Source organism: Parabacteroides goldsteinii DSM 19448 = WAL 12034 (assembly GCF_000969835.1).
In the GTDB taxonomy this organism is placed as follows: domain Bacteria; phylum Bacteroidota; class Bacteroidia; order Bacteroidales; family Tannerellaceae; genus Parabacteroides; species Parabacteroides goldsteinii.
Genome location: NZ_KQ033912.1, coordinates 716,620 through 729,093, shown reverse-complemented (window position 1 = coordinate 729,093; position 12,474 = coordinate 716,620). Strand labels below are relative to the sequence as shown.

8 protein-coding genes are annotated in these 12,474 nt (G+C 41.5%); 5 read left to right on the top strand and 3 right to left on the bottom strand.

The annotated features are described in order from the left end of the window. Nucleotides 1-67 precede the first annotated feature (67 nt). The 3 genes from HMPREF1535_RS03055 to HMPREF1535_RS03045 are packed head-to-tail and all read left to right on the top strand — an operon-like array spanning nucleotide 68 to nucleotide 1,574. Nucleotides 68-619: an RNA polymerase sigma factor gene (locus HMPREF1535_RS03055; protein ID WP_044214784.1), complete on the top strand. Its 552-nt coding sequence runs from the start codon at nucleotides 68-70 to the stop codon at nucleotides 617-619. Between the two features lie 46 nt (nucleotides 620-665). Further along, complete coding sequence (locus HMPREF1535_RS03050; RefSeq protein ID WP_046145259.1) at nucleotides 666-1,052, top strand: hypothetical protein; 387 nt, start codon at nucleotides 666-668, stop codon at nucleotides 1,050-1,052. Between the two features lie 48 nt (nucleotides 1,053-1,100). Next, nucleotides 1,101-1,574 (top strand): hypothetical protein, encoded by a 474-nt coding sequence (locus HMPREF1535_RS03045; protein WP_007654630.1) that lies wholly within the window; start codon nucleotides 1,101-1,103, stop codon nucleotides 1,572-1,574. 95 nt (nucleotides 1,575-1,669) lie between these two features. On the opposite strand, the gene mazG is transcribed toward HMPREF1535_RS03045, so the two are convergent. The 3 genes from mazG to HMPREF1535_RS03030 form a co-directional block, all read right to left on the bottom strand. Then, nucleotides 1,670-2,455 carry a nucleoside triphosphate pyrophosphohydrolase gene (gene mazG / locus HMPREF1535_RS03040; RefSeq protein ID WP_044214783.1) on the bottom strand — a complete coding sequence of 262 codons (786 nt, stop codon included), beginning with the start codon at nucleotides 2,453-2,455 and terminating at the stop codon, nucleotides 1,670-1,672. A gap of 114 nt (nucleotides 2,456-2,569) precedes the next feature. Then, the gene (locus tag HMPREF1535_RS03035) at nucleotides 2,570-4,645 is read right to left on the bottom strand and encodes a protein-disulfide reductase DsbD family protein (protein WP_046145258.1); all 2,076 of its coding nucleotides are present in this window, start codon (nucleotides 4,643-4,645) and stop codon (nucleotides 2,570-2,572) included. 25 nt (nucleotides 4,646-4,670) lie between these two features. Next, nucleotides 4,671-5,582 carry an RluA family pseudouridine synthase gene (locus tag HMPREF1535_RS03030; protein WP_046145257.1) on the bottom strand — a complete coding sequence of 304 codons (912 nt, stop codon included), beginning with the start codon at nucleotides 5,580-5,582 and terminating at the stop codon, nucleotides 4,671-4,673. Between the two features lie 1,455 nt (nucleotides 5,583-7,037). Here HMPREF1535_RS03030 and HMPREF1535_RS03025 point away from each other — a divergent pair. Together HMPREF1535_RS03025 and HMPREF1535_RS03020 are read left to right on the top strand one after the other, a co-directional pair. Beyond that, nucleotides 7,038-10,238: a SusC/RagA family TonB-linked outer membrane protein gene (locus tag HMPREF1535_RS03025; RefSeq protein ID WP_046145256.1), complete on the top strand. Its 3,201-nt coding sequence runs from the start codon at nucleotides 7,038-7,040 to the stop codon at nucleotides 10,236-10,238. Nucleotides 10,239-10,250: 12 nt separating this feature from the next. Continuing rightward, nucleotides 10,251-12,275, top strand: coding sequence for a RagB/SusD family nutrient uptake outer membrane protein (locus tag HMPREF1535_RS03020; RefSeq protein WP_010802103.1), 2,025 nt, complete (start codon nucleotides 10,251-10,253; stop codon nucleotides 12,273-12,275). Nucleotides 12,276-12,474 lie beyond the last annotated feature (199 nt).

The window sequence follows — 12,474 nt, the reverse complement described above, 5'->3', positions numbered from 1 at the left end:
AACTGTAAAGTTGCCCGCTTTTTTTATATCCGTACTTTTTTGTATATTTGAGCCAAATATGGAGAGGATGCAGCAATATACGGAAGATGAAATCGTAGAACAACTACGGGATCCGGCCCGGCAAAGGGATGCTTTTGCCTGGGTGGTGAATCTTTATGGGGAAAAGTTATATTGGCAGATACGAAAGATGGTACTGAGCCATGATGATGCAAATGATCTTTTGCAGAATACTTTTCTGAAAGCCTGGACGAATATCGATTATTTCCGGGGAGAGGCGAAGTTGTCTACCTGGCTGTATAAGATTGCCATCAATGAATGTATTACTTTCCTGAACCGCCAGCGGAATATGAATAACGTCTCGATCGACGATACCGATGTCTTTTTGCTGGAACGTCTGAAGGGGGATGACTATTTTGACGGTGACGAGGCACAGCTGAAATTGCAGAATGCCATCCTCACTTTACCGGAGAAACAACGTTTGGTGTTTACCATGAAATACTTTGACGAGATGAAGTATGAAGATATGTCGGATATTCTGGGAACCTCTGTCGGTGCCCTCAAAGCCTCTTATCATCATGCGGTCAAAAAAGTCGAGGAGTTTTTAACAAAAGACATTTAAACCTTTTGGGGCGAAGCTCGTCAAAGGTGTATTAAAACGGAAGTGTATGGAAAAAGAACAAAACAATCTGGAACGTTTTAAAGGAAAGAATCCTTTTACTGTGCCCGACGGGTATATGAAGGATCTCACGGCTAATATAATGAGCCAGTTACCTGATAAACCGAAGGCTGAGGCGAAAAAGGTCTCCATGATGGACCGTGCCCGTCCGTGGTTGTATATGGCTGCTGTATTTGCCGGACTGGGGTTGTTCTTTAAAGCAATAGTCGGTTTCGACGGTGAAAAGAGCCAGTCTGATGCATTGTTAGTACAGTCTAAAGATGCATCGGAAGTAAAAACTGCTATCATGGAAGCAGAGAATGAAGAATACCTGGAGTATCTGGAGGCCCAATATACGGATTATCTTTTAGCAGAAGAATTGGGCAATTACGAATAAATTGACGAAAAAAAGAAGTTATTAGCATATTTTTGTAATAATAATTGTATGAGCAAAATATTTTTTATTACATTTGTGGCGATTTCAGTTTTGTTCTCTTCGAAAGTGTTGGCGCAGGGAGAAAAACAACAACATCGACATTTTGATAAGGAGGCCTTTCAGGCAAAGCGAAATGCTTTCATTACAGCTGAAGTAGGCTTGACACCGGAAGAAGCAGCAGCTTTTATACCGTTGTGTAATGAGTTACAACAAAAAATGTTCGAAGTTGGCCGTGAATGCCGTAAGCTGACGAAGGATCTGAAGCATAAGAATCCACCGACTGAATCCGATTATTCGAAAGTGAATGATGAATGTCTCGGAGTGAAGATGAAGGAAGCGGCTTTGGAAAAAGAATATTACGAGAAATTCAAAAAGATATTATCGCCTGAGAAACTTTATAAATACCGGCGGGCAGAATATAAGTTTGCACGGAATTTTATGAAAGGACCGGACGATAGGAAAGATGAAAACAAGAAAAAATAAAATATTATCATTATTTGTGTTTTTTGTTTAGATTTAGTTTTGGCGTTTAAGTTAAGGGAGGGGTGGCGACGTGATGTCGGTTCCCCTTTTGTTTTTTATAAACCTTTCGATTTGGCTTCATCCCATATCTTATCCATCTCTTCCAAAGACATTTCTTTCAGTGAACGTCCTTCTTTGATGGTATGATCTTCCAGATAGTTGAAACGGCGGATAAACTTCTGGTTCGTGCGTTCCAATGCGTTATCCGGGTTGATCTTATATAAGCGGGCGGCATTAATAAGGCTGAAGAACAGGTCTCCGAATTCACCTTCCATCTTATCTGCATCCATTTTGTCGATCTCGGCCTTCAGTTCGGTAAACTCTTCATGAACTTTATCCCATACCTGGTCGCGCTGTTCCCAATCGAAACCTACGTTGCGGGCTTTATCCTGGATACGGTGGGCTTTTACGACAGACGGGAGGGAAGCAGGGACGCCTTCCAGTACGGTTTTGTTGCCGCCTTTTTCTTTCAGTTTTATCTGTTCCCAACTTTGTTCTACTTTCTGGGCCGTATCGGCGGATGCGTCACCAAATACATGCGGATGGCGGAAGATGAGCTTCTGGCAAAGGCTGTCGCATACGTCTTTGATGTCGAAGGCTTCTTTCTCTTCGCCTATTTTTGCATAGAAGACGATATGCAGGAGCAGGTCGCCCAACTCTTTTTTGATATTGTTATTATCGTCTTTCATAATTGCGTCGCACAATTCGTATGTTTCTTCGATTGTGTTGGTACGCAGACTCTCGTTTGTTTGCTTCCTGTCCCAGGGACATTTCACCCGAAGCTCATCCAGAATGTCGAGCAGTTGCCCGAAGGCTTCCATTTTTTCTTGTTTCGTAGACATTGTAATAATATGCCAATAAGTTAATGTGCCGATATGCCAATGTGAAAATGAAGAAACTCTGTCGGTACAGGAGCATTCTTAATTGGCACATTGGCATATCGGCACATTGATTAATTATTTATTTTGTTCTTTGAACGTTTTCAATCCGTTTTCAAGGAATTGTATGTATTTCGATACATCTTCGTTGAAGGCATAAGACGGGCCGAGCGGTTTGCCTTCGTCATTCAGCAGAATGTAGAAAGGCTGTGCGTTGGCTCCGAACTTACTGCGCTGGAGATAACTCCATTTATCGCCGATTGTTTTCAGTTTGCGGACTTTGCCATGTTCTTCGATTTCGATCGGATGCGGCAGTTTAGTCTTATCGTCTACCATCAAGGTGATTAGTACATAATCGTTTTCGAGTATCTGTTTCACCTTCGGGTCTGTCCAGACGGATGCTTCCATCTTGCGGCAGTTTACACAACCGAAGCCGGAAAAGTCGATCATCACCGGTTTATTTAGGAGTTTGGCTTTGGCCATGCCGCTTTCATAATCGTCGTAGGCTGCATGGACTTCGTCATCATACAAGCTGAAATCCTGTGTGTACAAAGGAGGAGCGAAGGCGCTGATCGATTTCAGCGGAGCACCCCAAAGTCCCGGAACCATATAAACGGCGAAGCCGAATGAAATGATTGCCATAAACAGACGCGGAACAGATACATATTTCACATCGCTGTCGTGGCTGAATTTGATTTTGCCCAGCAGATAGAAACCTAACAGAACGAATATCACAATCCATAACACGATAAATACTTCACGATCCAGCAAACGCCAGCCGTAAGCCAGGTCGGCTACGGAGAGGAACTTCAAAGCCAAAGCCAGTTCAAGGAAACCAAGTACTACTTTTACGGAGTTCAGCCAACCGCCTGATTTAGGCATACTTTGCAACATATTCGGGAAGATGGCGAACAGACTGAACGGAATAGAGAGTGCCAATGCAAACCCGAACATTCCGATAGCCGGACCGACTGCCGTTCCCATAGATGCAGCCTGAACCAACAATGTTCCGATAATCGGACCGGTACAGGAGAAAGATACCAGTACCAGGGTGAACGACATAAAGAAGATACTCAATATACCGGTGGTAGAATCCGCTTTGCTATCCAGTTTTGTTGTCCATGAAGCGGGTAGAACCATTTCAAATGCTCCGAAGAACGAAATGGCAAATACAACCAGCAACAGGAAGAATATAATATTGAATATAGCGTTCGTCGATAAGTCATTCAGTGCGCTAGCCCCGAAAATACCCGTGATAAGTAATCCCATCACCAGGTAGATTACAATAATGGACAAGCCGTATGTCAGTGCATCGCGAATCGCTTTCTTCCGGTCTTTCGTACGTTTTAGGAAGAAACTAACCGTCATCGGGATCATCGGCCACACGCAAGGTGTCAGCAAGGCGATCAATCCGCCGAGGAATCCGGCGAAGAAAATGAATAGCCAGGAAGTATCGGTTGCCGTAACGGTCGTATCGCCAAAGGCTTTCAACTCGTCGATAACCGGTGTCCATAAAGCAGCATCGTTCGTTAATGCGTTGGTTATCTTTTCCGGATTGACGATTACTTTTTCTTCTTTTGCAACCGGGTCGGGTGTTGTCAGGGTTTTTCCTTCTTCCACTACGAGGTTTGTATCCGGCTGTTCTTTTGTAACATCTTCTTTCTCCACGACAGGCGCTTCGGTAGGCAATGTCAGTTTCGTGTTTTTACTGTCGAAAGCAAAACTCTCACGGTCGGGTGGCAAACAGGTTTCGTCGTTGCAGACCATGAATTCGACTTCCCCTTCGATTTTAAACTTCTTCGGGTCGAGTATTTTTACCTTTTGTGTAAAGGTTACGGCACCGGGGAACCAACGGAGGTCCATGGCAAACTGTTCGTCGTAAACGACAGTCGGCTTAATGTTGGATACCGGTTGTCCGATCAGTTCGGCCCCCTGGAGTGTCTCAAAAGTAAACGAGGTTGAAACAGGTCCCCCCTCGGGCAGGTTCATATCGTACAGATGCCAGCCTTTTTCAATGGTGGCGGTGAATACGATTTCTTTTTCGGCAGTTTTGGAGTCCTCCAGTTTTATTTTCCACTTGACAGGCTGATGAATTTGAGCCTGTACGGCCAGTGTTACGAACACCAGCAATAAGATACTAAAGAGTTTCTTCATACTATGTCTATATTTCTGTCTTAGTTTATTTAGCTAATGAAACGAAAGCATCCGGAATACGTGTTTCAAAACGCATCTCTTCACCTGTTGCCGGATGAATAAAGAAGAGCCGTCGGGCATGAAGCATCAGCCGTCCGGCGGGATCAGTATCTGCGCCGTACTTGTAATCGCCGACGATGGGATGTCCGATAGATTCCATCTGGACACGTATCTGGTTTTTACGTCCTGTCTCCAGGTCGAGTTCCAGTAAAGAATAATGGCCGTTGCTGTGCAGCACATGGTAACGGGTGATGGCTTCCTTTCCGTCGCCTTCAGCTGTTACATATACCTGCATCTTGGCATTTTCAACCAGGTTCGAGACGATCAGGTCATGGTCTTTCTCTGGGCGGCCTTCTACTACGGCAACGTAAGAACGTTGGGTGATGGCCGAGTTCCAGTTCGACTGCAATGCTTTCTGCACCCGTTGGTTCTTGGCAAACATCATCAGTCCCGAAGTATCCCGGTCGAGCCGGTGGAGGACAAAAATCTTGCTCCGGGGATCATTCTTCTTGACGTAATCGCTGAGCAGATGATAAGCGGTACGTTCCTTTACACGGTCGCTGGAAACGGACATGAGCCCGCTTTTCTTATTGACAACGATCAGGTCGTCATCTTCCCAGACAATATGTAACAAGGGGTTGCTGAATTCCACCTTTCCCCGTTCGTAACTGATCTCGACTTCGTCTCCCGGCACTAAAGGAGCGTTGAACTGGGAGGTAACCTTCCCGTTTATCAAGATTTGTCCGTGGCTGAGTAAAGCCTTGACGGAACTTTTGCTCTGTTCACTTAGCAATGCGAACAGGAAAGGGAGCAATGTATTCTCTTCCTTCACCGTTACTTTGCGTCCGCGAGGGGCTTTTTTGAGATTTGTGTCTTTGTAACCTGAGCGTCTTCCCATTTTATTTAATAAATAATTTACAAAGATACTGGCATTTGCGGAATGTTGCAAGCCGTGTTTGTATATCTTAGTTATTAATATGTAAGGGATACCTTATTTTGTGATTTTTTTCACAGTCAGCACGTGTTTGTTCGCGTCTTTCCTCCCGTCCTAAAATAAGTTGACAAAAAGATAAATAAGGCTGGACTTCTCTATTATAATACCAGATTTCCATTATTTGTGAATTTAATTTTAAAATATGTACATTTGTTTCAGCAAACATAATATTGACAATTTGATTACAAATGATGTTATTGGGATTTTTATAGAAGATACTAGTTTATGTTAACTTTATGAATATTATCTTTTCTACTGCGATAGCTAGGAAAGAATACCATGAATGCTAATTAGTTTGTAGTAAATAGAATGTAATTTGTTTCTACAGGTTAGTTATATAAAGAAAGGCGTTGCTTGTGAAAGCAGTGCCTTTTTTTAATAAAGAAGTGATAATAACTGAATGTTTGTAATGCTTAAAAATCAATATTTATGTGATGTGGTTGTTGTAATAATAATTTTACATATCTTAAATGTAGGGTTATGTATTATGTTAAGATTGTATTAGTTGTTATTTTATTTTTATTGGAAGGGATGTTTGCCCCTCTTATGTCGTAAGGTGTGGAACATGATGTATTGCTGGATAAGTTAGAGATTTCCCCACCATAGTGGGGACTTTTCCCCATACTGGTGGGGCATATTCCCCATGTCTGTGGGGAAAAATCCCCATAGGCATGGGAAAAGTGGGGAAATGCATATTTTCCACTCCTTTCTTTCGTAATCGTGCAATATATTCTCGCCTGGATAGCCAGGAACTCATCCCTCCTAAACTGGTATGATGCTCGTGACAAACATCTCCGTTTTTTCACCCCCTCACTCTTCCTTCACTGCAATTACCTGCTTTATAATATGTTATAGATGGTGAAAGGTGAAAGTAAATTTATAAAACTCCATTGGGAGATAGATTTTTCTAAAAACGAGGGCTTTTCGGATCTCCAAAAGTCTTTGCTGTTGGCTTTTCAAACAATTTGGTGCGGTTGCCCTGAAATTTCAAGAGATAGAATATAATAAGGAATACCATAGTTCTGGTAGAACTATTTTTGTTTTCGGTGCAAATATATATATTATTTTTAAATATATCACATTTTAACCTTTCAAATATTTAAAAAATAAAATAGCAACAGAAGGTATATTTAAAAAACAAAAAGAAAATCAGCTTTTATAATAAAATCTAATCATACGTTTTTAAAGTAAATGAAACAGGCTTGTAACCCTTGTGGGTATTGAAAAATAAGGACTGAGTTCTACCAGAACTAATATAAAAACAAATATAAATATGATTGGCGTCAAAGTTTATAATCTTTTGATTAACATAAGTTATTCCTTATAGTTAACCTAGTTTTAATAATTAAAAGTAATGCTATGCTAAAAAAAATGCAAACCGTTGGTGTTTTGTTGCTTTCGTTAGCCTTTTCTTATGGAGGGCAACTTCATGCTATGGAAGTGAGTGCAGCAACAACTATTACTCAACAAACAGACAAACTTACAGGGACTATTGAAGATGAGTTTGGGCCTGTAACCGGTGCTTCTGTTGTCGTAAAAGGAACTACAAATGGAACTGTTACGGACATGAATGGAAATTTTGAACTCTCTCATGTCAAAAAAGGAGACTTGATCCAAATTTCCTTTATCGGTTATATTACCCAGGAGGTAAAGTACACAGGACAAAGCCCTATTAAAATTGTACTTAAGGAAGATACACAAACACTTGATGAAGTGGTAGTTGTAGGTTTTGGTACACAGAAAAAGGTTAATTTAACTGGGTCGGTTAGTATGGTGGATGCAGAAGTGCTCGAATCTCGTCCGGTTCAGAATGTTTCGCAAGCTTTGCAAGGTGTAGTTCCCGGTTTGAACTTTTCTGTAAATTCAGGTGGTGGTACGCTTGATAATGAAATGAATTTCAATATTCGTGGTGCTGGTACTATCGGTGACGGTTCCGGTTCGAAACCATTAGTGTTGATTGATGGTATTGAAGGTAATATGAACACTGTCAATCCGAATGATATCGAATCGGTTTCTGTTTTGAAAGACGCTGCAGCGTCTTCTATTTATGGTTCGCGTGCATCGTTTGGTGTGATTTTGATTAAGACAAAAGGTGGAAAAGCAGGTAAAACCAACGTAAGTTATTCCGGTAATGTTCGTTTCACAGATGCTTTGCAGATACCGGAAATGATGGATTCTTATCAGTTTGCACAATATTTTAATGCAGCAGCTGCCAATGCTGGTCAGAGTCCGGTATTTAGTGCTGATGTCATGCAGCGTATTCAGGATTATCAGGCTGGTAAGATAACAACCGTTTCTACTCCCAATTCTCAAAATAAGTGGGAAATGTATAGTGGGGCTAATGCTAATACAGACTGGTTTGCTGAAGTATATCGTAATTGGGCGCCTTCACACGAGCATAATTTAAGTGTAAGTGGCGGTACGGAAAAACTGACTTACCGTGTCAGTGGTAGTTTTTTGGATCAGAATGGTTTGATACGCCATGGATCGGATAATTTCCAGCGATACACATTGGATGCTAAAATAACAGCTCAATTGGCAAAATGGGTTACTTTAAATTATACAAGTAAATGGACACGTGAAGATTACGATCGTCCGACTTATATGACGGGATTGTTCTTCCATAATATTGCTCGCCGCTGGCCGACCTGTCCGGTATATGATGATAATGGACATTTAACCGAAGGTATGGAGTTGACCCAGATGGAAGAAGGTGGTGTACAGACACAGCAAAAGAATTATTACACTCAACAAATGGGTTTAAGATTCGAACCGATCAAAGATTGGACAATCAATATTGATGGGAATATGCGTACGCATACAAACAATCAGCACTGGGCAGTGTTGCCAGTTTATGCATACGATGCTAATAACCAACCTTATGCCATAAGCTGGGATGGCGGAGCTTCTTATTCACCGGGAGCCAGTCGCATTTCGGAAAGCAGGTATACAGAAGATTATTTTACAACAAATATTTATACGGATTACCAGAAAACAATCAATGATCACTTCTTCAAAGTGATGGTTGGGTTTAATGCCGAATTAACGAGAACAGATAATCTTTATGGACAAGGAGATAAGATCATCTCTCCGGAAGTACCTACAATAAATCAAACTACATCTGAACAAAAAGTGGGTGGCGGTAAAGCCGAAAATTCAGTTGCCGGTTTCTTCGGACGTATCAACTACAATTACAAAGATCGTTACATGGTTGAGTTGAACGGGCGTTATGACGGATCTTCCCGTTTTATCGGTGATCAGCGCTGGGGATTCTTCCCTTCTGTATCAGCCGGATGGAATATTGCCCGTGAAGAATTCTTTGGTAGTCTGTCTGATATTTTCAGCACATTAAAAGTAAGAGGTTCTTGGGGACAGTTGGGTAATACGGATACAAATGATGCTTGGTACCCATTCTATCAGACTATGCCGGTAGGAACAGCTAATGGCCGTTGGTTGGTAAATGGTTTGAAACCGAATGTAGCCGGATTACCATCAATCGTAAGTTCATTGAAGACCTGGGAAACAGTTGAAACCTGGGACGTTGGTTTGGATTGGTCTTTATTGAATAACCGTTTGACCGGATCATTCGATTACTTTACACGTTATACGTATGATATGATCGGACCGGCTCCTGAATTACCAAGTGTTTTAGGGACAACTCCTCCGAAAATCAATAACTCAGATATGAAATCATACGGTTTTGAGTTGGAACTCTCATGGAGAGATCGTATAGGTGATGTTAGTTATGGAGCTAAATTTGTTTTGTCTGATGCAAGACAGAAGATAACTAGATATCCGAATGAATCAAGATCATTAGATATCGCTCATTACAGCGGTAAAATGTTGAATGAAATTTGGGGATATACGACTGTGGGTATTGCTCAGACTCAGGAACAGATGGATGCTCATTTGGCTAACAATAAACCGAGTTGGGGATCGAGCTGGAGCCCAGGTGATGTGATGTATAAAGATTTAAACGGTGATGGTGTTGTTAACACAGGCGGTAATACGGTAGATAATCCGGGTGACCGTTCTATCATCGGTAATAGTACACCACGTTACAATTTCGGTTTAACTTTGGATGCAGCTTGGAAAGGTTTTGACTTCTCTGTATTCTTCCAAGGTATCGGTAAACGTGATTATTGGTTGGATGGTCCGTATTTCTGGGGGGCAAACGGTGGTATGTGGCAATCAGCCGGTTTCAAAGAACACTGGGATTTCTGGCGTGGTGAAAATGATCCGTTGGGTGCTAATTTGAACGCTTATTATCCGCGTGCCAGCTTTGATGGAGGTAAGAACCAACAACGTCAAAGTGGATACTTACAGAATGCGGCTTATATCCGTATGAAAAATATACAGTTAGGTTATACATTACCTCAACAGTGGATTTCTAAGGCCGGTATGTCTTCTGTCAGATTATATATTTCAGGAGATAACTTACTGACTATTTCTGATATTACCGGTGTATTTGACCCTGAAACATTAGGTGGAGATTGGGGAGACGGTAAATTGTATCCGCTGTGTAAAACGATTTCTGTAGGTCTGAATGTTAATTTCTAAATAATGAGGATTATGAAACTGAATTTAAAAAAAATATATATTTTTCCTATAGTGGCAGCTTGCGGTATACTGACATCGTCATGTAACGATTTTTTGGATAGGGAACCGATTTCAAGCATTACTCCTGCACAATATTTTAATTCTGCTGAAGAATTGGGAGCTTATGCTATCAATTATTACACCTCTCTTATTGCAACAAATGATGCAGCCTATAATGCCGGACCTTTGAATGTTGACGGTGATACGGACAATATGGTAGTAGGTGAAGCCAACACAGGCTATTTTGCAGCAGATCGTTGGTTGGTTCCTTCTTCTGGTGGCCCTGATTTTAGTCTGATCCGTGCTATGAATTACTTCCTTGAACAAGTATTGCCGAAGAAGGAAGCTGGTGTTATCTCCGGTGCAACGGAAGATATCAACCATTATATAGGTGAAATTTATTTCTTGCGAGCTACTGCTTATTTCGACCGTCTGTGCACCTATGGTGACTTCCCCATCGTTACAACTGTACCGGAAGATAAAACAGAAGAACTGGTGGAATTCAGCAAACGTGCCCCCCGCAATGAAGTAGCCCGTTTTATTCTGGAAGATTTGGACAGAGCCATCTCTTTGTTAAAACCGGGTACGGCATTCAACAAGGTGCGTATCGGTAAAGAAATGGCACTTTTGGTGAAATCGCGCGTAGCTTTATACGAAGCGACATTCGAGAAATACCACAAAGGTACGCCGCGTGTACCGGGTGAATCCGGATGGCCGGGAGCGAACATGGCTTACAATGCAGGCAAAACATTTAACATCGACAGTGAAATCGACTTTTTCCTGACTGAAGCAATGAGTGCAGCGAAAGAAGTAGCAGACAATCATAGTCTGGTACAAAATACAAAAGTGTTGAATCCTGCAATCAATCAGATTTACGGTTGGAATCCTTATTTTGAAATGTTTTCAATGCCTGATCCAAGTTCTTTAGATGAAGTCTTGATGTGGCGTCAGTTTGATTCAGACTTAAGTATAACACATGGTTTCATGGCTTATATCATGGAAGGTGGTAATAACGGTATGACAAAAAGTTATGTAGATGCATTCCTGATGGAAAACGGTTTACCGATCTATGCTGTCAATTCCGGATATAAAGGTGACGTAACAATTGATTTGCAAAAAGAAGGACGCGACGGACGTTTACAGTTGTTCGTGTTTGGTGAATCAACTGTTGTAGTCAATGAAGATTCATTAAATCTTTTTGAAGCACCGACAGTTGTGGCATTGACCGAACACCGCGACCGTACTGGGTTCCGTCAGCGTAAACACTATTGCTATGATTTTTCACAGATTCGTAATGGCGTACGCGGAACTAACGGTATTGTAGTAGCTCGTGCTGCTGAAGCGTATTTGAACTATCTGGAAGCTTCTTATTTGAAAAACGGATCAATTGATGGGACGGCAGCATCTTATTGGAGACAGTTGCGTGAACGTGCTGGTATAGATCCTGATTTTAATAAGACTATTGCAGCAACCGATCTTTCAAAAGAACCGGACTGGGCAGTTTATTCCGGTTCCGAAAAAGTGGATGCGACTATGTATAACATTCGCCGTGAACGTCGTTGTGAATTTATCGGCGAAGGAAGAAGAAAGGGCGACTTGATCCGTTGGAGAGCATTTGATGCCTTATTCCCTGAAAATATGGGTAAATATATTCCTGAAGGTGTCAATTTCTGGACGCAAATGTATAAGGATGAAGCTTATTTGAAAGTCGATGAGAAAGGCAACGTGACTGACGAATCCGCCTTGATCGAACAGGCTGAAGGCAAGGGGGATGCCAATATCTCAAACAGAAAGGACAGCAAATACATCCGCCCATACCGTGTAATCAAAGAAAACAATGAAGTTTGGGATGGATATCAGTGGAGAAAAGCTTATTACTTATCACCATATTCTGTTCTTGAGTTGACATTAGCTTCTCCTGATTCAAAATTGGAAACGTCTAATTTGTATCAGAATCCTTACTGGCCGACAAAGGCAAGTGCACCGGCTTTGGAATAGTATATTCAACATAATTTAAATAGACCTTAATTACCCTGCAAGTATTCGGGAGAACTCTTGCAGGGTTTTCTTGCATTTAATTTAATCTTGATTTTAAAACTATATATCATGAAACATCCATGAAATAAATTTCGTCCAAGAGAATGTAAATAGGGGGGTATTGTTTACTTTAGTGTCATTCACTCGAAAAAACGAATGC

What these genes read in the sequence shown, in the direction of transcription:
- HMPREF1535_RS03055 (WP_044214784.1), top strand. Translation starts at nt 68, where the DNA reads ATGCAGCAATATACGGAAGATGAAATCGTAGAACAACTACGGGATCCG.
- HMPREF1535_RS03050 (WP_046145259.1), top strand. Translation starts at nt 666, where the DNA reads ATGGAAAAAGAACAAAACAATCTGGAACGTTTTAAAGGAAAGAATCCT.
- HMPREF1535_RS03045 (WP_007654630.1), top strand. Translation starts at nt 1,101, where the DNA reads ATGAGCAAAATATTTTTTATTACATTTGTGGCGATTTCAGTTTTGTTC.
- mazG (WP_044214783.1), bottom strand. Translation starts at nt 2,455, where the DNA reads ATGTCTACGAAACAAGAAAAAATGGAAGCCTTCGGGCAACTGCTCGAC.
- HMPREF1535_RS03035 (WP_046145258.1), bottom strand. Translation starts at nt 4,645, where the DNA reads ATGAAGAAACTCTTTAGTATCTTATTGCTGGTGTTCGTAACACTGGCC.
- HMPREF1535_RS03030 (WP_046145257.1), bottom strand. Translation starts at nt 5,582, where the DNA reads ATGGGAAGACGCTCAGGTTACAAAGACACAAATCTCAAAAAAGCCCCT.
- HMPREF1535_RS03025 (WP_046145256.1), top strand. Translation starts at nt 7,038, where the DNA reads ATGCTAAAAAAAATGCAAACCGTTGGTGTTTTGTTGCTTTCGTTAGCC.
- HMPREF1535_RS03020 (WP_010802103.1), top strand. Translation starts at nt 10,251, where the DNA reads ATGAAACTGAATTTAAAAAAAATATATATTTTTCCTATAGTGGCAGCT.